Below are 21,356 nucleotides of genomic sequence, written 5' to 3' on the forward strand. Positions count from 1 at the left end.
GCCAATCGAAAAGGAGCGTAGTCGAAATATGAACAGGATGATCGGCGGGAGAGGACAAACGCTGCGGCTCGGCTTCATCGGTCTGGGCAAGCGCGGCAAAAGTCTGCTCGAGCTGCTTGTAGAAATGCCGGACGTGGAAATTGCGGCCATATCCGATCTTTACGAGGATCGGCTTGAAGAGGCCGCGAGAGTGGTAACCGATATGGGCAGACCTGCCCCAGCCAGCTGCTCGGATTATCGCGAGGTCATCGGTCGCGAGGATGTTGAGGCGGTTATTATCGCCTCATCCTGGACCAGCCACAGCGAGATTGCCATAGCGGCCATGCAGGTCGGCAAGCCCGTGGCGTCGGAAGTGGGGGGAGCCGCTTCTTTGGAGGAATGCTGGCAGCTCGTGCGCACGTATGAAGCGACCGGCACGCCTTGCATGCTGTTGGAAAACTGCTGTTACGGCCGGGAGGAAATGGCGCTGCTGCATATGGTCCGTCAGGGAGTGTTCGGCGAGCTGATCCACTGCCAAGGGGCATACGGGCATGATCTACGGGATGAGGTTGCCAAAGGAATAGAGAACCGCCACTATCGCATCCACAATTACTTGCGCCGCAACGGCGACGTGTACCCGACGCATGGTCTGGGTCCTGCCGCCAAATTGCTGAATATCAATCGCGGAAACCGGATGACCAAGCTGTCCTCCATGGCGACCAAATCGCGCGGCGTAAGGGATTGGGCCCGCCGGCATTTGGGCGAAGACCATCCCGTGGCACGGACGGAGATGGCCCTTGGCGATGTCGTAACAACCATGATTCAATGTGCGAACGGGGAGACCATTCTGCTGACCCACGATACGTCGCTGCCCCGTCCATATTCCCGCGGCGGGCGCGTTCAGGGAACCCGGGGCATCTGGATGGAGGACGGAGGCGTCATTCACCTGGAAGGACGAAGTCCGCTCCATGAGTGGGAACCCTTTGAGCATTACCTTCAGGAATACGAGCATCCGCTGTGGACCGAATACATGCAAGACGGCGTGCGGGGCGGCCATGGCGGGATGGACTATCTGTGCCTCCGCGCATTTGTCGAGAGTGTTCTTCAGGAAAGGGAGATGCCGATCGACGTCTATGATATGGCGTCCTGGATGGCGGTGACCGCCCTGTCCGAACAATCGATCGAGACTGGAAGCGCCGCCGTTGCGATCCCGGATTTCACCAACGGGAAATGGATGAACAGGGAAGCGGCGGAACCCGCCGGCATTTCTTTTTAATACAAAGCCTGGCCTCGAGTCCGTTGCCCTTGTATTTGGCGATTCACCACACCAAAGCACCTAAGCTTTAAAATAAACTCTTGCAATTCCTTTGCCGTGTGTAATACAATGCTTTATAAATTCATAACAAGACATGCTGCAACAAGCAATGATGGAAAGAGTAAGCGACAGAAGCTTCCTGACAGGAAAGGGCTGCCACCGACTGAGAGCGCCCGGGTGAAGATTCTCCGCCGAAGTTCATTCCGGAGCCGGTATTCCGATAGCTCGCATTCCAAAGAATGGGAAGCGGTAGGTTTACCCGAGGCCCTCGCGTTAAGAGGTTCAAGTGAGATAAGCGAAGAAGGAACTGTTTTTTTGCATATCTAATAAGGGTGGTACCACGACTCCTCGTCCCTTGCGGCGGGGGGTCTTTTTTATTTATATCAGATCATACACATAAGGGAGAGATTCGATATGAGTCAAGGACGTTTGGAGCAATTGCGATCAGAGCTGGATTCCGTCAATTTGCAGCTGCTGGAGCTGCTGTCGGAGCGGGCGCGCCTAGCCCAGGAGATCGGGCAGGAGAAGCAGAAGCAGGGAGTGCCGAATTTCGACCCGGTACGCGAGAAAAAAATGCTGGATGCCCTGGTCGAGCACAACCACGGCCCGTTCGATAACGAAACGGTGCGGCATCTGTTCAAGCAGATCTTCCAGGCATCGCTGAAGCTGCAGCAGGTCGACCATAAGAAGCATCTGCTCGTCAGCCGCAAGAAGAAGAAGGAGGACACCTTGATCCAGCTTGGGGATACGGTCATTGGCGGCGGAACGCCGGTTATGATTGCTGGACCATGCTCGGTTGAGAGCTACGAACAGGTTCGCCAGGTCGCAAAGGCCCTGAAAGAAGCGGGCATCACCGTGATGCGCGGCGGGGCGTTCAAGCCGAGAACATCGCCGTATGATTTCCAAGGCCTGGGCGTTGAGGGGCTCAAAATTCTGAAGGAAGTGGCTTCCGAATTCGGATTGAAAACGATCAGCGAAATCGTGGATCCAGCTCATATCGAGCTTGCCTGCGACTATATCGATGTCATTCAGATCGGCGCCCGGAATATGCAAAATTTCGAGCTGCTCAAAGCAGCGGGCGACGTCAAGACCCCGGTTCTGCTGAAGCGCGGGCTTGCGGCTACGATCGATGAATTCGTGCATGCCGCCGAATACATCGTATCCCGCGGCAATACGCAGGTCATGCTGATCGAGCGCGGAATCCGGACCTATGAGAAGGCTACAAGAAATACGCTGGACATCTCGGCGGTGCCGATCCTGAAGCAGGAAACCCACCTTCCAGTGCTCGTGGACGTTACGCATTCTACGGGACGCAAGGATATTTTGGCTCCATGTGCAAGAGCGGCCCTCGCTGCCGGCGCGGACGGCGTCATGGTGGAGGTTCATCCCGATCCGGCGACCGCTCTGTCCGACGCGGCTCAGCAGCTGAATATTCCGGAGTTCCAGGACTTCCTGGACAATGTGAGAAAATCCGGCTTGCTGCCGGCGCACTCATTGGTATAACCAATTGGGAAATAAAGGGTTGACAAATCGCTGTTCATTCCCTAACATAGTTATCAATTCAATCGCATAATCCAAATGTTTCGATTAGAAATAGTAGAAGCGAAATGACTTTTCAGAGAGCCGTTGGCAGGTGCGAAACGGTAATGTCGTTCCCTTTGAACTCGTCTATGAACAGCTGCCTGACAATGTAGGGTAAGCCGGAGTTCCACCGTTACAGGGATAGATGGTGATGGCCATCGAAGAAGATCATTTTACTTGTAAAATGAATTAGAGTGGTACCGCGGGTTCAACCTCGTCTCTATAGCAGAGACGGGGTTTTTTTGTTGGTTAAATTCCGGGTTTAACCAACCCCGCTTGAAATAGATATAGATCAACGATAACTTTCCGGGGAGGAATCAGAAATGACACGAAGCATTATCGTCCTTGACACAACCTTGCGCGACGGAGAACAGGTACCGGGCGCGAAAATGAACGTGCACCAGAAGATTGAATTTGCCCAGCAGCTGAAACGGCTGAACGTGGACATCATTGAAGCGGGCTTTCCTGCTTCGTCGGCCGGGGATTTCGAGTCCGTCCGGGAAATTGCACGAACCGTAGGTGACAGCGTCTCGATTACCGCGCTGGCGCGGGCCGTGAAGAGCGACATCGACGCGGTGTACGAAAGCATCAAGCTGGCGCAAAACCCGCTGATTCATATCGTGCTCGGAACCTCGAATATCCATGTCGAGAAGAAATTCAACCGCTCCAAGGATGCGGTGCTGCAAATGGGCGTCGATGCGGTGAAATATGCGAAAACGCTGCTGCCGCAGGTGCAATATTCCACAGAGGACGCTTCCAGGTCCGACTTCGAATACCTGTGGACAACGATCGAAGCGGTCGTCAAAGCGGGGGCAACGATGATTAACATCCCCGATACGGTCGGTTATGCCGTGCCGGAAGAGTTCGGCGAGCTGATTCACAAAATCAAGGAGCGGCTCAAAAACCTGAACGATCAAGTCATTCTAAGCGTTCATTGTCATAATGACCTGGGACTCGCTACGGCCAATACGCTAGCAGCCGTGAAGAACGGCGCCGAGAAGGTGGAGTGCACCATCAACGGATTGGGAGAGCGCGCCGGCAATACATCGCTGGAGGAAGTGGTGATGGGATTGAAGGTGCGGGAGAATTATTTCAACGCGAGCACGAACATCCGGACGAAGGAGCTGATCAAGACCTCCCGCCTGCTGACGTATTTGACGGGGCTGGATGTGCAGGTGAACAAGGCCATTACGGGCGAGAACGCCTTTGCCCACTCCTCCGGCATCCATCAGGACGGATTGCTGAAGGATAAGCAGGTGTATGAGATCATGTCGCCGGAGGAGGTTGGCGCCGACAGCATGGAGCTGATTCTGACGGCCCGTTCGGGAAGACACGCCTTCCGAAACGCGGTCGAGAAGCTGGGCTTTGACGCAGGCGAGGGCGAGGAATTCGAGGCGCTGTTCGCGAAATTTCTTCAGTTGGCCGACGCTAAGAAGGAAGTGTACGACCATGACGTCTTTTACCTGGTTACGCATCACCGGACTTACGAAGACGCCGGCAGCCATCTGTATGAGCTGGATTCCTTCCAGGTCGTCACGAATGCCCTGCACCCTACGGCTACCGTCAAGCTGAAGAAAGGCGGGGAGACCGTGCAGGACAGCACGGTGGGAGACGGCCCGATCGATGCGCTGTACGGCGCCATCAAGACGATCGTTGGCCTGGACGTTGAGCTGAAGGATTACAAAATCAACAGCCTTTCCCGCGGCAAAGAGGCCATCGGCCGGGTTAACATCCGAATCGAGTACCAAGGGAAGAGCTATTCCGGCCGCGCGATGGACACGGATATCATCAAGGCCAGCGCGCTCGCATTCCTGAACGGAATCAACGCCGTGCTGTTGGACGCTGCGCAAGAAGTGCAGGCGTAGGCAAGCAAGGAGCGGAAGCGCAGGAAACCCCGTCTTACGGAAAGTGAGGCGGGGGTTTTCGCGTTTGGGTTGTTACGTGAGAATGGACCTTTGCTCAAGTCGGGGAATAGGCTGGCGAAGCTTATTGACCGATCGTTACAAAATATATATAATGAGCTGGAAACTTAGGAAAGGAGCCGTTTACAGTGAGAACAGCATAGCGTATTTTCCGGACGTTGAGGCCGGGCAGCATCGTCCTGCAGCCATTGCAGGCTTCGTTTAGACAGGGCGGGCGGCGATAAAGTCGTTTAATTACTTCAATTTTGTACTGTGTAGTAAAAAAGTTGAGACTGCTAAAAAGCAGCTCCCAGAAAACGTTTGACGGTCCGGTGTCAGCCCGCTAAGAGGTTCGGTGAATGGTTCGGTGAGGCCCTATAAAGTCTGGTGAAGAAGGTAATCCCGGTACAGTTCCGAGTGAAAGCCCGAGTGGGCCCATGTCCGCTAATAAGAGCCTGGTGCGGCATAGACGATGACCGACCAATTTTTGTACCAATCACTACAAAAATATTTGTGAAGGAGTGGATTTTGTATGCCGTTATCCATTTATATTATGGGTCTTATGATTTTCTCCATGACGACCTCCGAGTTTATGGTCGCGGGGATCATGCCTGCACTGTCTGCGGAATTCCAAGTATCGGTGGCAGCGATCGGGTACTTGATCACTGCATATGCCGCGGGGATGATCGTGGGAGGGCCGCTGCTGACCGCTGTCCTGCTGAAAGTGCCGCGAAAGCAATCGTTCATGATCGTCTCCGCCATCTTCTTGGCCGGTCAGGTGCTTGGCGCTATGGCTCCAAGCTACGAGGTGATGATGGCGGCCCGGATCATGACCGGCCTATCCTCCGCCGCGGCCTTCGGCATATCGCTGACGATCTGCTTCAGCCTGGTGGGCCCGAGTGCCAGAGGACGTGCAGCCTCGATCGTTCTAGGCGGATTGATGGTGGCTACCGCCATCGGCCTGCCGCTTGCAATCTGGATCGAACAGCAATTTGGCTGGCGAGCGAGCTTCTGGGCGGTTGTGATTCTATTGCTCATATCGGGACTTATCGGCCTGTTCACGATCCCGTCCATGCCGAAGTCCGAGAAGATCAGCTTTCGGGAGGAGATCGGCGCGCTTAAGAATCCTAGGCTGTGGGCGGCATATTCCACCAGCATGCTGATCATCGGGGGGACCTTCGCCGCGTTCAGCTATTTTTCCCCGATACTCACCGATCTGTCAGGCTTCGGTGCTGAGACCGTACCCATGCTGCTCGGCGTTTACGGCATCGCGACGGTCATCGGCAACATCGTTACCGGCAGGCTGGCGGATCATTACATGATGCCGATTCTGACGATTGGCTTGACCGCACTGACCGCTGCGCTCGTGATGTTCGGCCTGTTCGTTCACAGCCCCGCGATCGCTGTGATCTCCGTTGTGATCGTCGGTCTGGTTGGCGTGCCGATGAACCCTGCGATGGCTACCCGGGTAACGCGCGTAGCCGATACGGGATCCATTGTTACGACGATTCACAGCTCGGTGATCAGCTTGGGGGTCATGGTAGGGTCTTCTTTAGGCGGGCTGACGATTGATGCTGGACTGGGCCTGGCTTCACCGCTTTGGGTCGGCGCCTTGCTAGCCGTTCTGGGCCTGTTGTCCCTGCTGCCGGCTGTACGTGGAGAAGGCCGAGCAAAGCGGGTGACATCCAGCCATTAATCTGGATAAGCCGCCCCCAGCCTGGAAAATAAGGCTGTAGGGCGGCTTGCATCTTTGCTGATCTTCAGCTGAACTGCTTCGTTATGCCTGCCATAAACTCCTCATCCGATGTTTTGCTTCGCAGATCCATCAGGTAATGGGCATCAGCCCCAACCAAATAACGGAAGCGATCGGACGGATCGGTTGCCGCTTCGAAGATCGTTTCCGCTATGAGCTTCGGTTCGGAAGCATGAACGTCAAAGCTGTTCATCTGTTTTTGCAGAACCGTTTCCGTATACGAGGCGTAAGCATCGAGCGACGTATCGGTCAACAGATCGAGGGAGCGTCCGGTAAAATCCGTGGCCACGTTGCCGGGTTCTACGAGCTTCACCTTGATTTGATGAGCAGCCATCTCGTAAAAAAGGGATTCCGAAAAGCCTTCGATGGCCCATTTGCTCGCATGATACAGCGACAGCAGCGGAAAAGCCACTCTTCCGCCAACGGAGGATACATTGATGACCGTACCGCCGTCGCTTTGCCTGAAATGGGGAAGAAGTGCTTGCGTCGTGCGAAGGACCCCAAGTACGTTGACATCGAATTGCCGCTTGATTTGGGCTTCCGTCGCGGCTTCGAATGCGCCTATCGCCGCGTAACCTGCATTATTCAGCAGGACATCGATTTTGCCGAACGCTTTCAGAAAATATACGAGCAATCGCTGCGGTGCGTCGTTTATGTGTCGGATCTCTTCCTGGAAGATCTGAGAGATTCCTACCCGACGCTGTTTGACCGTCTGATTGCAGCACAGCAGATCCGATATCGAAACTTGGAGACTTTTTTCGAGGCAGGGATGGAGCAAGGCGTCTTCAACCGTTTGAATGCCGCATTGTTTATGGTTCAAGATGATGCCGTGCTTCGGCGGATCATGGACCCGCTGTTCTCGATTCATTACGACATGACCTTAAAGCAGGCGTTGATGGACTTTTACCAGTTGAAAAAATACCAGTTGTTCCAGCCGGATCATGTTGATTCCGTGCAGGATTCGAGAACGGAACAGGAGATCGTGAACATTCTGAAGATGATCACGTAATGTCCGACCGGAAACGACCGTTGACATATCGATAATTCACGATATAATGATTCGTATGAAACCAATCGAAATCTTCAAAGCACTGTCCAATGAATCGCGGCTTGATATTTTGCGGTGGCTTAAGGAGCCTGAGCAGCATTTTACGCCCCATGAAGGGATTGATATGAGGGAAATCGGGGTATGCGTGAGCCAGGTGACCGAGAAATTGAATATGACGCAATCGACAGCTTCGCAATATCTGTCCATTTTGCAGCGGGCCGGACTGATCAAGACCGAGCGGATCGGCAAATTTACGTATTACAAGCGTGATGAGGAAGTCATCCGTCAAATCGGCGAATATTTGAAGCAGGAAATATAACCTACAAGAACTGAATGCTTCCTTGGCCAAGGAATATTCAGTCTTGTTCCGCACTACATATCTACATATTACGATATGTATATTTATTGGTTTCATATATCGATATTTTGCGATATTTAAATATATAAGGAGTGGAATTATGAAGAATGCTTGGAAAATATACTTGCTGGCTATCGTGAGTTTTTTAGTAGGGACATCGGAATACATCATCTCGGGGATCTTGGACAAAATCGCGGATTCCCTCGGCATCACCATTACGGCCGCGGGCCAGCTGATTACGATTTTCTCGCTGGTGTACGCCGTTCTGACCCCGGTGTTGATGGCGCTGACCGCGAAGCTGGAACGCCAGCGGCTGCTGGTTTATTCGCTCGGACTGTTTGTTGTTGCGAATCTATTGTCGTTCGCGCTTCCCGGCTATGTTCCCTTTGTCATTGCCCGCATCATTATGGCGATGGGGGCAGGGATGGTGGTCGTCACCGCGCTCGGCATCGCCGCCCGCATCGCACCGCAGGGCAAGCAGGCAAGCTCCATTGCCACGGTTGTCATGGGCTTTACCGCTTCGCTCATTATCGGTGTCCCGCTCGGGCGCGTGACAGCCGCCGCTTTCGGCTGGAAGTCGGTGTTCGGCCTGATTGCCGTTCTGGGTATCGTAGCGATGGTTGTCTTATATAAAGCGATTCCGAAAATTCAAGGCGATGCTCCGGTTCCGCTGCTTCAGCAATTTGCACTGCTTCGAAAGCCGAAAGTGGCGCTCGGTTTGGGAATAACCTTCTTCTGGCTTGGGGGATATTCCGTAGCTTATACGTATCTTTCCCCTTATCTTCTAAGCGTCAGCGGCTTGGGCGAACAATGGATCAGCGCAGCGCTGTTCGCTTTCGGCATTGCGAGCCTGGTCGGGTCGAAATTCGGCGGATACAGCACCGACCGGTGGGGTGTATCCTTGACCCTTACCTTCGGGATGATCATCCACATTTTTGCGTTAGCCCTGCTATCGTTCACGAATGCATCCGCTGCAGCTTTTCCAGTGTTCGCCATGCTGATCCTATGGTCTTTGTCCGCCTGGTCGTCCGGTCCGACACAACAATTCAACCTGGTCCAGCTGGAGCCGGAATCATCCGGAGTCATGCTGGGACTGAACCAGTCGGTGATGCAGCTGTCCATGGCTGCGGGGGCCGGACTCGGCGGTATTGCCGTTAATAGCATATCTCTATCATCAATCACATGGCTTGGGGCAGCGGGTGTTGCGATTGCTGTGGGGCTGGCACTGGTGCTGTTCCGTATCGGGAAGCAGGAGAAGGAGGCCGGACGGACGGTCGTATCTTCCTGATCCTAAGGCTTATTCGCCGATTCCGTCTGCTGCGGTTTCGTGGTATACATCCTCCTCTTCGGCGCGATTTGACGCTCTAAATGGGTCCAAGGTATGATAGGATCAATAGAAAGCGAGAATTTGGCTCCAACTTTGCGGAGGAGGAAATACGTTTGGCTAGACTAAAAGACATTGCCGAGCGGGTCGGGGTATCCATATCCACGGTCTCGCGGGCAATCAGCAACGATACAAGCCGTCCGGTCAGCGAAGACACCAAGCAGAGAATCAGGGAGGCGGCGCTTGAGCTGGGGTATAAGCTTCAGGAACCGATGCAGACAGCACGTGATAATGGAACGGAGATCAAGCGAATCGTCTGTATCGTTCCTCAGCTTCTGATGGATGACCATCCTTATTTCTCGAAGGTTCTTGCAGGCTTCCATGAAAAAATGGAGGAGCTCGGACAGCCTCCGGCCATCGTTCGCACCTGCGAGGAGGTTAGCGATGCAGAACGGCTGCGGCTGATGCTGAAGGAGACCGGGGCCCAGGGCTTGGTTGCGATCAGCTGGTATGACCAGGAATTGTTTGAGCTCATCCAGCAGGAAGGCGTCGCGATTATGGGGGTAAGCTTAAACGATGAAAGCTTGACCGTCCCGGTGGTGGATTGTGACCGGGTGCTGTCCGCCAGATCCGCGGTGCGCCACTTGATTGATCAAGGGCACAAGCGGATCGCTTTTATCGGGGGACCTGCCTATTCCAATCAAATGGAGAGCGAGGAGCGGTATGTCGGCTACAAATTCGCGATCCTTGAAGCGAATCTGGAGCTGCGGAAGGACTGGATCATGAACACGGGCTGGAACGTGGATCGAAGCTTTAGCCATATGAACGATTTGCTGGGCAAGCTGCCGAAGGCGGAATGGCCGACGGCGGTATTTTGCGCAAGCGACATGCTGGCGATTCCGGCCATGCGGGCGGTGATCGAGAACGGCGGCACCATCCCGGGCGATATTGCGATTGTCGGCATGGACAATATCGATGTAGCGCAGTATACGACCCCGCCGCTCACGTCCGTTTCGGTGCCGAAGCATGAAATCGGCAGAGTCGCCGCGAAATCCATCGTCGATTACTTGGACGGACATTTCAAGGCGGCTACCAAAATTTTGCTGCCCTGCTCTTTGATCATTCGGGAGTCCTCCAGATTGGATCGGATATAATAGTTTGGCCGTGTGCAATTCGATCACGAGTAGGAAATAGGCGTAAAAATAGCAGCCGCAAGCTTGCAAAGCTTGCGGCTGTTTTTGCGCTGTTTTTGTAGTGTTTTTTTCTGCTTTTGTATTGTTTTTCAGCTGTATTTGTGATGTTTTTGCGCCAAAATTCCAGGAATAACACCAAAATTAATCCAAAAAAATGTTTGACAATTACGATGCGGCTATATTATCATGGGAAAAAAATCAAAGGTTTTTGGATATTTTTGATCATGTTTTGGATTTACCCAGCACCTTCCTCTATAGAACTCATTTTGTCTTGTCTTCGTTTATTTTGCTTGTATAACAAGCTTTTATATATACGAGTCACCGTCCCTAAATATCTCGTCTAACCCCATTATTCTAGAAACTGCCTGCTTAAAGAGGTCCAAATTATCATCCAAATGATATCTTTTAATTTGAGTCTATATCCAAAAAGGATTAAACCCCATGTCACATGGGTTTAATGCATAGATAGCTTCATGGTTGCCAATGTGGCACAACGAACAAACCAAAAGGGGGAAGATGGTGGATCTCATTTTCGAAAAAGCTTTATCGTATGCAGGAAGGGGGAAACCTTCATTTTTTTAATCACAAAATTGCAAGCGCTGTCATTTCGGGGCAGTCTACACCGATTTTTCGTCCCCCTACTATTTCTCAATGAGGTGATGCTAAATTGGCCAACACGTCGCTGCAGTCTCCAGCCATCGCGGCAACTGAAACGAAACGCAGCCGCTATAAGTGGAACCGGATCTGGCGTAATTGGCAGCTGTACGTCCTGATCTCTCCGGTCATTGCCTACTACATCCTGTTCCAGTATGTGCCGATGTACGGAATCCAGATTGCATTTAAGGATTTTATTGCAACCCAAGGGATTTGGGGCAGCCCCTGGGTCGGACTCGACCATTTCGAACGGTTTTTCAACGGCTATTATTTCTGGCGCCTGATGAAGAATACGCTCGGAATCGGGCTGTACAGCCTGGCCGTCGGATTCCCGGTGCCGATCATTCTGGCGCTGCTCATGAATGAGGTACGTGCCGAGAAATTCAAGCGATTCGTACAGACGATAACCTACGCACCGCATTTCCTGTCGATCGTCGTGGTCGTCGGGATGATGATGATTTTCCTGTCGCCGCGCTACGGCATCCTCAATCATTTTATTGAGATGTTCGGCGGCAAGGCGATTAATTTCATGACTGAGCCGGGCTGGTTCAAAACGCTGTACGTGCTGTCCGATGTTTGGCAGACCATGGGATGGAGCTCCATTATTTATTTGGCTGCGCTCGCCGGCATCGACAACCAGCTGCATGAAGCCGCGAGGGTGGACGGGGCTACACGGCTCCAGCGGATCTGGCATATTAACATTCCCGGCATCATGCCGACGATCATCATTTTGCTGATATTGAACATCGGAAGCATCATGAGCATCGGCTTTGAGAAGGTGCTGCTGATGCAGAACAATTTGAACATGGAGAGCTCCGACATTATTGCCACCTACGTGTACCGGATGGGGATCCAGAATGCCGAATACAGCTTCTCGGCCGCCGTCGGATTGTTTAATTCCGTCATCAACTTCGTCCTGTTGGTTGTCGTGAACTTTATCTCCAGACGCGTGAGCGAAACAAGTCTTTGGTAGGGGAGGGCGCTTTAGTATCATGCAAATCGAATCCAGGGGAGACCGCATCTTCAACATCATTAATTACACGATCCTGATCCTCGTCACGCTCATTGTCCTGTACCCGCTGCTGTTCGTGCTAAGCGCATCCTTCAGCGATCCGCAGACGGTTCTTCGGGGCGAAATGCTGCTGTGGCCAAAAGGCTTCAATCTGAACTCCTATGTCAAAATATTTCAAAATCAGGATATCATCAGCGGCTTTACCAACACGCTGATCTACACTTCGCTCGGGACGCTCATCAACCTGACAATGACGATTCTTGCGGCTTATCCGCTGTCGCGGAAGGACTTTGTCGGGCGCAATGCGATCATGGCACTGCTCGTTTTCACGATGTTTTTCAGCGGCGGGCTGATCCCGACCTATCTGCTCATCAAGAACCTGGGCATGCTGAATTCACTTTGGGTCATGATCATACCGAACGCCGTATCCATCTGGAACATCATCATTATGCGAACCTTCTTCCAGCAGTCCATTCCGAACGAGCTGCAGGAGGCGGCGACCATCGACGGCTGCTCGAATATCAAAATTTTGACCCGGATCATCCTGCCGCTGTCGATGCCGATCATTGCCGTAACCATTTTGTTCTATGCGGTCGGACACTGGAATGCGTTCTTCAACGCACTCTTGTACTTATCGGATAAGGAGAAATTTCCGCTGCAGCTCATCCTGCGCGAAATTCTCATTCAAGGTCAAACGAATGACATGGTGAAGATGTCGACCGAGTCGGCAATCAAGCAGCAACGGGAAGTGGAAGGCATCAAATATGCGGTTCTCGTTGTCGCGAATTTACCGGTGCTCGCGCTCTACCCGTTTCTGCAGCGGTACTTCGTGAAAGGCGTCATGATCGGAGCCATCAAAGGATAATTCCTTGCATGGATAAATGAATGGATGATGAGAAAAAGGGAGGATGAAGGATGAAGCTGAAGAAATGGGGAGGTCTTCTGCTGACCTGCGTATTGTCGGTATCGCTGGCGGCCGGCTGCGGCCCGAACAATCCGGGAGGGTCGAAGGAAGGGGAAACGCCTGGCGAAACGGCAGCCAATTTGAATCAGACGGGGTTTCCGATCGTGAACGAGCCGATTACGGTGACCGGCTTTGCCGGAAAGTTCTTTGCCAACGCGGATTGGAACAATATCAAGCTTTGGAAGGAGTACGAAAAAACGACCAACATCAAGGTCCAGTGGGACACGGTGCATAAAGACAATTTGGCGGAAAAACGGAATCTGCTCCTCGCCGGCGGCGATTATCCGGAAATGTTCTACGCTTCGGCGTTCCCGCGGGCAGACCTGCTGAAATACGGCAAGCAGGGGGCGTTTATACCGCTGAATGATCTTATCGATCAGTACGCGCCGAACTTTAAGGCCCTCATGGAGAAGTATCCGATCATCGAGAAAGGGATTACGATGCCGGACGGCAATATTTACGGCCTGCCGACGCTGTATGATCCGGAATTCAAATCCGTGCTGTACGGCACGCCGTGGGTGAAGTCGGAATGGCTGACCAAGCTGGGATTATCCGAGCCGCAAACGCTCGATGATTTTTACAATATGCTGAAGGCGTTTAAAGAGAACGATCCGAACGGAAACGGCCAGAAGGACGAAATCGCCTGGGGCGGCGTCGGAGCGGCGGGCATCGTGAATTATTTGCGCGGTTCGTTCGGTCTCAACAATCACGGAACGTCGAATATATACGTCGACTCGGATCCTGAATCCGGAAAGGTCCGGTTCATTCCGACCGATCCGCGGTATAAAGAGCTCCTGCAGTACGTAAACAAGCTGTACAAGGACGGCCTGCTGGAGCAGGACATCATGTCCGTAAAGAGCACCGAGGTGGATGCGAAGGGCGTGGAAGGCCTGCTTGGCGTCGTGGATAATGTGGACCCGGTCGCCATCTATAACCAGGAAGGTTATGTGGGCCTGCCGGTGCTGAAGGGACCGCATGGAGATCAGATGTACACCGCAACCGGATCCCCGCTCGGCAATATCGGCATGTTCGTCCTCACGGATAAAGCGAAACATCCGGAAGCCATGATCCGCTGGATGGATTACTTCTACAGCGATGAAGGCATCAGGCTGTTCTTTATGGGGTGGAAAGACGAGACGTATAAGGAAGATGCGGACGGTAACGTGGATTACGTCGACGAAATCAAGAACAACCCGGACGGGCTGAATCTGGACCAGGCGGTCGGACAATATTTGATCTGGCCGGGCGGCTACTATCCAGGCTTCGTGACGCAGAAGTATTTTAAAGGGGCGGAAGGGCTTCCGACCTCCGTGGAAAATGCGAAAAAAGCCGAGCCTCACGTTATCCCGCAGGACAAAATATGGCCGCCGTTCAACTTTACGGCCGATGAGCAGTCCGAGCTTACCGGCATTCAGACGGACATTACCACCTACGTGGATGAAATGAGGGATAAATTCATTTCAGGCAACGAGTCCTTTGACAATTGGGACCAATATGTCGCCAATCTGCAGAAAATGGGACTCGACCGCTATCTCGCCATTTACGAGTCGGCGGCGGAACGCTACAACCAATAAACAAGATGTTCATACAACTGTGAATGCGTGTGTGAATGCAAAGGAGCGACTTGACATGACACAACTAAAAGCAATCCTGATCGGAGCAGGCGCCCGCGGCGCCGGGGGCTATGCCCCGTATGCGCTGGATTACCCGCATGAGCTGACCTTCGTCGCCGTGGCCGAGGCGGATCCTGTGCGCAGACTCCGGTTCGCCGAGAATCACGGTATCCCGCCGGAACGATGCTATGAATCCTGGGAGCCGCTGCTGGCGGAACCCCGGCTTGCCGATATCGCGGTTATCTGCACGCAGGACCGGATGCATTACGGACCGACGATGCAGGCGCTGAAGCAGAAGTATCATGTGCTGCTGGAGAAGCCGATGTCTCCGGATCCGAAGGAGTGTCTGGAGATGGAGCAGGCGGCAAGGGAGAACGACCGGCTGCTGACCATTTGCCACGTTCTTCGGTATACCCCGTTTTGGAGCACGATCAAGCGCGTGATTCAGCAGGGGACGATCGGGGAGATCGCTTCGATCCAGCTGAACGAGAACGTGGGGTATTGGCATATCGCTCACAGCTTTGTGCGCGGAAACTGGAATAACTCTGACAAGGCGAGCCCGATGATTTTGGCCAAATCCTGTCATGATATGGATGTGCTGTCTTGGCTGATGGACCGGCCCTGCACGCAGGTTACGTCCTTCGGCTCCCTGATGCATTTTCGCGAGGATCAGGCGCCGGAAGGATCGGCTGACCGCTGTCTGGACTGCAAGGTAGAATCCACATGTCCTTACTCGGCCCCCCGGTTCTATTTGAGTGATCAGTACAAGGGATGGGCAGGGCATTTTACGCATGAGCTGACCAAGGCGAATATCATTCAAGGCCTTCGCGATACCGACTACGGACGCTGTGTCTACCGGAGCGACAATAATGTGGTCGATCACCAGGTCGTCAATATGGAGTTTGAGGGCGGGGCCACCGCCATGTTCAGCATGTGCGGGTTCACCTACGAGCAGGAACGCCGAATCCAGATCATGGGGACGCGCGGGGAGCTTCGCGGCGAGGAAGGAACCATCACGGTGTACGACTTTTTGACCGGACAGAAGACGGAAATCTCCATCCCTTCCCAGGCAAGCGGCCACGGCGGCGGCGACAGCGGGATCGTGGCGAGTTTCCTGCAAGAGGTAAGAGGCTATAGCGGCCAGGAGAGCCTGACATCGGCCAGCGCCTCCGTCCGGAGTCATCTCATTGCCTTTGCGGCGGAGGAATCCCGCCTGAACCACGGAAAGTCCATCAACCTGAACGAATATGCGCGGGAGCTGATGGCGCAGGAGTCTGCGTCGAAGTAAAGCTGCGATTGCGACAATAAGCGGGTGGAGTAGTAACGGTAAAGTAAAATATGGGTGGAAGCAAACGTATGGAGGCAAACGTCAATCGTAGGGGATAACAGTAATTGAAGTAATGCGAGTGGAATCAAATGAGTGGGATAGAAAATGATTGAAACGACAGGTGGATTCATAGATGTTTGATGGAGTAGATGGATTAGTTGGAATGTTTGATGTTGAATGGATTAGTCAGATTGGATTGATCAGTTAGATTGGATCGATTAGTTGGATTAGTTGGAATGTTTGATTGAGTAAATGGATTAGTTGGATTAGTAGGTTAGTGGAAGGAATGGTTAGATTGGGAGTATAGATTAATTTATTTTTAATATCTCATGATATGAAAAATTCGAAATAAGGTAGATGGAGCGCAGCACCCAAGGTAGTGCTGCTGAGGGCCAGCAACAAGAGGGACTTGTGCGCCCTGAAGTGGCGCCCACAAGTGAGTAGCAAGTCCCGAAAAGGGACTTGTGCGCCCCGAAGAGGCGCCCAAGCTAGCAGCAAGTCCCGAAAAGGGACTTGTGAAGCCCAACGAGGCGCCCAAGCGAGCAGCAAGTCCCGAAAAGGGACTTGTGAAGCCCAACGAGGCGCCCAAGCGAGCAGCAAGTCCCGAAAAGGGACTTGTGAAGCCTGAAGAGGCGCCCAAGCCAGCAGCAAGTCCCGAAAAGGGACTTGTGCGCCCTGAAGAGGCGCCCAAGCGAGCAACAAGTCCCGAAAAGGAACTTGTGAGGCCCGAAGAGGCGCCCAAGCGAGCAGCAAGTCCCGAAAAGGGACTTGTGCGCCCCGAAGAGGCGCCCAAGCTAGCAGCAAGTCCCGAAAAGGGACTTGTGAAGCCCAACGAGGCGCCCAAGCGAGCAACAAGTCCCGAAAAGGGACTTGCGAGGCCCGAAGAGGCGCCCAAGCCAGCAGCAAGTCCCTAAAAAGGACTTGCGAGCCCCAAGTGGCGCCCAAGCGAGCTGAATCCCGGCAACCGGATTCGGCTCGTTTTTCTGTGCATAATGGCGGCTCTGTTCCATACATTGGCACGGAGTCGCAGCCCATAGCATCAATGCGGCTCAAGCCGAATCCGATTGCTTTTTTGATTTTTTGGGCAGCATTTTACGCAAGCCGTGCAAGATGAGCAGCACCAATGGGAAAAGAAAGCCGACGGTGATCGTATATGGAACCCAAATGGTTGCGTCCCATTGCAGCTTGAACGGAACGTTGGGATAAATGAAGACGGAAACGGCGGCCAGAATCCACCCGAGCGGCATGACCAGCGGCTGATAGTTTTTAATATGGAAGACTTGGCTGATGCCGATCGCAATGGCATAAAAATAAAGCGAGATCCGAAAAAACAACGTGATAAACCACATAACCGCCATAACAGCTTCAATGCGCTGAAGAAAATTTCCAATATTGATTTTCTTGGCCAGCATATAACTGGGATACATATTTCTAGCTGTAATGTCCGGACCCAGGACTAAAATCGATAGCCCAATAATCAAGAATAGCGCGGCAGCACCAACCAAGCTTCCGATATATACGGCTTTGTAGGCTTCCGCCGATCGGTTGACGGCTCCTGGAAAGATGACCATCAACACGATGTGAGGCAGGAAGGCAATGCTGACGAAAGAGAGTGCGGCCGGGAAGATAGGGCTGATCCCCGATTCAAGAATGGGTGTCGCATGCTCCCAATGAATCTCCGACAGTAATAAAATGCTCATCGACAGAAACAGGAGCAGGAACCATGGAAACAGCATTTCCGCCGCACGGGCCAGCACCTCCAACCCCAAGCGCACGCCCAGCACAGCCAGAGCACCGAAGAGGAAAATGATGGCTTGAATCGGGGTTTCCGGCAGCATCTGGATGGTCATGAAGATGCCGATTTCGTGCAATACCGTGGCAGGACCGCCTAGGAACAACGTAAGCAAAAGCAGAAGATTGACCGTTTTGCCGATCCATTTCCCAAACAGCTTCTCGGTCCATTGCATCAAATTTGCTTCCGGGTGCTTTCTGAACAATTGCAGCTGCACCGCCAAGATGATGAATCCGAGACCGCTCCCCGCCAGACAGGCGATCCACGCATCTTGTTTAGCAATGGAGGCCATTCCCGATGGTACGATGAGAATCGCGCTGCCGATCGTATACAAAGCGGTTAAAATGCTGACCTGGCGCAACGAAATTTTTACTACATGCATCTTTTACCGCTCCTTTTCCTATTGAATCAAACCGAACATTGAGAGCCAATGACTGAACGGTTTGAACACGATCGTTATCAGCGACACTGGGGTAGGGATATCATTGAAGATCGTCTGAGCCAGGCTAATGCCTATGCCAATCACCAAGAATGCAATAAACCCCCAGATTTCCCTGTATTCTTGTTCCCGAAGCATTCTCGGCAGTTCAAGCCAGACGATTACGGCGGCAGATACTGCAATTATCGCAATATTTAGCATGGTCCAGCCTCATTCCTTAATATCATTGAGAAAAGTATCATTGGTCGTGCCAGTTCGCCGGATTTTGTAATCCACATGGATATTGGTCTTCAGGTTGGGGAAATATCGTTCATTCCACGTTTTCTCCATCTCTTTCCATTCTCTCGGATGCGAACGGCGAAAGGCTTCTCCGAAGCCGAATATGTCGACTTTAAACTTCGATTGCACTTTATCGACAACAGACTCCAAGCTTCGTTTTAAGTTTTCTTCCATTTCAGCTTCCAGTTCCCTCACGGTCGCGGGCTCAGACAGATCCAAGCCGCTGCACTCCACGGCTCCGATATTCCCCTCCATATTAATCCGGATGTCCATTTCGGGACGAGATTCGACGATTCTTCCCTTCAGCTTACTGTCGGTTCTCAGCGTCTCGATGATAATCTTTCCTTCATTCTTGCAGGGGATAAAGCTTACAGAGCTTTTAACGTCCCCGCTTATTAGTCGATAATTTCTGCTATCCTTTTCGTTTAACCATCCGATCAGCTTGTCGAGTTTGAAAACGGCGAGCCCCGAATATTTCAATTGACCTGGAGTGTCGATGTTTTCCACATTCTTTCTCGTTCTCCCGATATCTCGATCCCCAGTTATGATCAGTCCTGTAAGCACGGGATGCTTTCCGCTGCTGGTGAGGTCGTTGATCAATTCATCCAGTGTGACAGTCATGCTTGCTGACCAAGCCTTCTCGGAGGTCTGAAGAGATTCATAAAGTTTATTGGCAGGGATCGTTTCCATTTGAGTCATAATTTTCAGGGTTTCCTCTGCCGTTGCCCCTCTGGTAATAACAAGGTAGAAATCCGGTCTGAATTCGTGATCCCTGGATAACAGGTCAAGCACTTTGGCAATTCCCTCCCTTGCCATCGCCTCGTCCATCAGAAACATCCGCAAATGGGAAAAATAAATTTTTCGCGGGCTAACCTGCGTCATCCTTCGAGAAGCTTCAAAGATCGTATCGCCTTCAGCCGTATACAAAGTAGCAGGAGCTTGGGGCCCTCCGCTTTTTTTCGAGGTGACCTGTCCGGGAATTGCGACCTGGACGGTTAAACGGTAGCGGTCATCAACCCAGTCAACCCCTGCGGCAACCGCGATGGCCAATTCATTCAATTCTCTGCGGTTCCAGCAACCGCTCAGAAGAAGAGTGACGACGATATGTAAGAGAATCAACGCCAATATCCGTTTCATTGGATTTCCCTCGCTTTCCCGCTGGTCTCAATCTGTCTATTCTCTCGATTTCCGGGGTGGCGTACGTTTCCTGCGCTTGTAATTGGTCTGATTGATCAATCGGGGGCGGCTTGATAACAACCAGTGCGGCAAACGGAAGATCGAATCTTTTTGCCCCTCCGGAATTAACGGTGCGAAAGGGGACATATACGGGACTCCGAACGACCGCAGGCTGCATAAATGGAGGACAATCGCGATGACCCCGACTAAAATGCCGAACAGCCCGAAGGATCCGGCAAGCGCCATCAGCGGAAACCGGAGCATCCGAAAAGCAATGGACATGTTAAAGGACGGCACCACAAAGCTGGAAATGGCCGTTATAGCAACAACGATGACCATCGCCGGAGAGATGATCCCAGCTTCAACCGCAGCTTGCCCGATGACCAGCGTCCCGACGATGGATATTGCCGAGCCGATATTTTTCGGCAGCCGTACCCCCGCTTCCCTCAGAATCTCGAAGGTTAGTTCCATAAGGACGGCCTCGACGAACGCAGGAAACGGGACTTGCTCCCGCTGACCGGCCAATCCGAATATAAGCCGCGTCGGCAGCATTTCCTGATGAAAAGTAGTAATGGCTATATAGAGAGAAGGCCCAAGCAAAGAAATGAAGATGCTCAGGTAACGCAGCAAACGCAGGAAAGAACTGATATCCGCACGCTGGTAGTAATCCTCCGCCGCATGCAGGAACGAAACAAAAAGTGCCGGAACGACCAGAACAAACGGGGTTCCGTCCACGAGAATGGCGATTTTTCCTTCCAGCAGCTCGGCCGCGATCACATCGGGACGCTCGGTATTATAAACCGTGGGGAATGGGGACAGGGTCTTGTCCTGGATCAGCTCCTCGATATAACCGCTCTCCAAAATGCTGTCCACGTCGATTCGATCAAGCCGGGTGCGGACCTCCTCGACAATCTTGTCATTGGCAATGCCATGAATGTACATGATGGCAACATCGGTTTGGGTAATTCGACCGATCTGCTTCGTTTCCATCCACAGATTCGGATCCTTGATCTTTCGGCGGATCAAGGCCGTGTTGGTTCGCAGCGACTCCGAGAAGGATTCGCGTGGACCGCGGACGACATTTTCCGCCGAGGTTTCCATGACCCCGCGGTCCTTCCAACCCCGGGTGCCTGCCGCGATCCCCCGATCCAAGCCGTCAATCAGAAAAATCGTGTCTCCTGACAATAGAGCATGGAACAGCTTTTTATAATCGGTTATCGTCTGGATCTCATGATTGACGAGAGAGACTTTTTCTAATATTTTTTGCCCGTCGAAAGGCTGCGAATATTCGTTATCTTCCTTTACGAGGGATTTTGTAATGTCCGCCACGACCATCATGACGGATTCCGAGATGACTTTTTGGTCGGCCAAGCCGTCCGTATAGAGGATCGCCATATAATGTTTTTCCTCTTCATCAAGCGGAATTTCCCTGATCACGATATCGGTGCTGTTGCCGAGGGTGGTTCGGATATGCTCCAGGCTGCTTGTGATATCCGGTTTTAAAGCATCGGTATCATTCGTCGATGAGTTGGCCGGTGGGATTTCCTTGGTAGTGTTTTTGCTGGAATGGCCGGTTCTTCTTCGATACCGCATGGGAATATCCTTCCTCTCACAGATGCTATTCCCACATTATTACCGAAGAAAACAT

Annotated in this window: 17 protein-coding genes and 1 other annotated feature; of the genes, 12 read left to right on the plus strand and 5 right to left on the minus strand. The window is 52.5% G+C overall.

What is annotated here, in order from left to right; all coding sequences use genetic code 11:
• Positions 1-28: 28 nt before the first annotated feature.
• The 4 genes from J2Z18_RS16015 to J2Z18_RS16030 all read left to right on the plus strand — a co-directional run bounded on the left by J2Z18_RS16015 (position 29) and on the right by J2Z18_RS16030 (position 6,472).
• Complete coding sequence (locus J2Z18_RS16015) at positions 29-1,255, plus strand: Gfo/Idh/MocA family protein (RefSeq protein ID WP_210095003.1); 1,227 nt, start codon at positions 29-31, stop codon at positions 1,253-1,255.
• Positions 1,256-1,708: 453 nt separating this feature from the next.
• Positions 1,709-2,797 (plus strand): bifunctional 3-deoxy-7-phosphoheptulonate synthase/chorismate mutase, encoded by a 1,089-nt coding sequence (locus J2Z18_RS16020; RefSeq protein ID WP_007127531.1) that lies wholly within the window; start codon positions 1,709-1,711, stop codon positions 2,795-2,797.
• A 71-nt stretch (positions 2,798-2,868) separates the two neighbouring features.
• Positions 2,869-3,100 (plus strand) — a binding site (T-box leader).
• Between the two features lie 98 nt (positions 3,101-3,198).
• Complete coding sequence (locus J2Z18_RS16025) at positions 3,199-4,740, plus strand: 2-isopropylmalate synthase (protein WP_210095004.1); 1,542 nt, start codon at positions 3,199-3,201, stop codon at positions 4,738-4,740.
• Between the two features lie 568 nt (positions 4,741-5,308).
• Positions 5,309-6,472 (plus strand): MFS transporter, encoded by a 1,164-nt coding sequence (locus J2Z18_RS16030; protein WP_007127533.1) that lies wholly within the window; start codon positions 5,309-5,311, stop codon positions 6,470-6,472.
• Positions 6,473-6,536: 64 nt separating this feature from the next.
• Here J2Z18_RS16030 and J2Z18_RS16035 read toward each other — a convergent pair whose 3' ends face one another.
• Complete coding sequence (locus tag J2Z18_RS16035; protein ID WP_050953980.1) at positions 6,537-7,163, minus strand: SDR family NAD(P)-dependent oxidoreductase; 627 nt, start codon at positions 7,161-7,163, stop codon at positions 6,537-6,539.
• 21 nt (positions 7,164-7,184) lie between these two features.
• Here J2Z18_RS16035 and J2Z18_RS30510 point away from each other — a divergent pair, with 21 nt between their 5' ends.
• The 8 genes from J2Z18_RS30510 (at position 7,185) to J2Z18_RS16070 (ending at position 15,983) form a co-directional block, all read left to right on the plus strand.
• Positions 7,185-7,538 carry a hypothetical protein gene (locus J2Z18_RS30510; RefSeq protein WP_050953981.1) on the plus strand — a complete coding sequence of 118 codons (354 nt, stop codon included), beginning with the start codon at positions 7,185-7,187 and terminating at the stop codon, positions 7,536-7,538.
• A gap of 55 nt (positions 7,539-7,593) precedes the next feature.
• The gene (locus J2Z18_RS16040) at positions 7,594-7,896 is read left to right on the plus strand and encodes an ArsR/SmtB family transcription factor (protein WP_007127535.1); all 303 of its coding nucleotides are present in this window, start codon (positions 7,594-7,596) and stop codon (positions 7,894-7,896) included.
• 139 nt (positions 7,897-8,035) lie between these two features.
• Positions 8,036-9,223, plus strand: coding sequence for an MFS transporter (locus J2Z18_RS16045; protein WP_007127536.1), 1,188 nt, complete (start codon positions 8,036-8,038; stop codon positions 9,221-9,223).
• A 152-nt stretch (positions 9,224-9,375) separates the two neighbouring features.
• Positions 9,376-10,413, plus strand: a complete 1,038-nt coding sequence (locus J2Z18_RS16050; protein ID WP_007127537.1) for a LacI family DNA-binding transcriptional regulator — start codon at positions 9,376-9,378, stop codon at positions 10,411-10,413.
• A gap of 706 nt (positions 10,414-11,119) precedes the next feature.
• The gene (locus J2Z18_RS16055) at positions 11,120-12,079 is read left to right on the plus strand and encodes an ABC transporter permease (protein WP_007127538.1); all 960 of its coding nucleotides are present in this window, start codon (positions 11,120-11,122) and stop codon (positions 12,077-12,079) included.
• Positions 12,080-12,098: 19 nt separating this feature from the next.
• Positions 12,099-12,983, plus strand: a complete 885-nt coding sequence (locus tag J2Z18_RS16060; RefSeq protein ID WP_007127539.1) for a carbohydrate ABC transporter permease — start codon at positions 12,099-12,101, stop codon at positions 12,981-12,983.
• Between the two features lie 50 nt (positions 12,984-13,033).
• Entirely contained in the window at positions 13,034-14,656 is a 1,623-nt protein-coding gene (locus J2Z18_RS16065; RefSeq protein ID WP_007127540.1) for an extracellular solute-binding protein, read from the plus strand.
• Positions 14,657-14,711: 55 nt separating this feature from the next.
• On the plus strand, positions 14,712-15,983 hold the full coding sequence (locus J2Z18_RS16070) for a Gfo/Idh/MocA family protein (protein ID WP_007127541.1): 1,272 nt from the start codon (positions 14,712-14,714) through the stop codon (positions 15,981-15,983).
• Between the two features lie 1,088 nt (positions 15,984-17,071).
• Here the strand turns inward: J2Z18_RS16070 and J2Z18_RS16075 are convergent.
• The 4 genes from J2Z18_RS16075 to J2Z18_RS16090 are packed head-to-tail and all read right to left on the minus strand — an operon-like array spanning position 17,072 to position 21,301.
• Positions 17,072-18,196, minus strand: a complete 1,125-nt coding sequence (locus tag J2Z18_RS16075; protein WP_007127543.1) for a GerAB/ArcD/ProY family transporter — start codon at positions 18,194-18,196, stop codon at positions 17,072-17,074.
• Between the two features lie 18 nt (positions 18,197-18,214).
• Complete coding sequence (locus J2Z18_RS16080; RefSeq protein WP_007127544.1) at positions 18,215-18,454, minus strand: hypothetical protein; 240 nt, start codon at positions 18,452-18,454, stop codon at positions 18,215-18,217.
• Between the two features lie 9 nt (positions 18,455-18,463).
• Positions 18,464-19,669: a Ger(x)C family spore germination protein gene (locus J2Z18_RS16085; protein ID WP_007127545.1), complete on the minus strand. Its 1,206-nt coding sequence runs from the start codon at positions 19,667-19,669 to the stop codon at positions 18,464-18,466.
• Between the two features lie 36 nt (positions 19,670-19,705).
• Complete coding sequence (locus J2Z18_RS16090; protein ID WP_210095005.1) at positions 19,706-21,301, minus strand: spore germination protein; 1,596 nt, start codon at positions 21,299-21,301, stop codon at positions 19,706-19,708.
• Between the last annotated feature and the right edge of the window lie 55 nt (positions 21,302-21,356).

The organism is Paenibacillus lactis, assembly GCF_017873605.1.
Taxonomy (GTDB): domain Bacteria; phylum Bacillota; class Bacilli; order Paenibacillales; family Paenibacillaceae; genus Paenibacillus_AQ; species Paenibacillus_AQ lactis.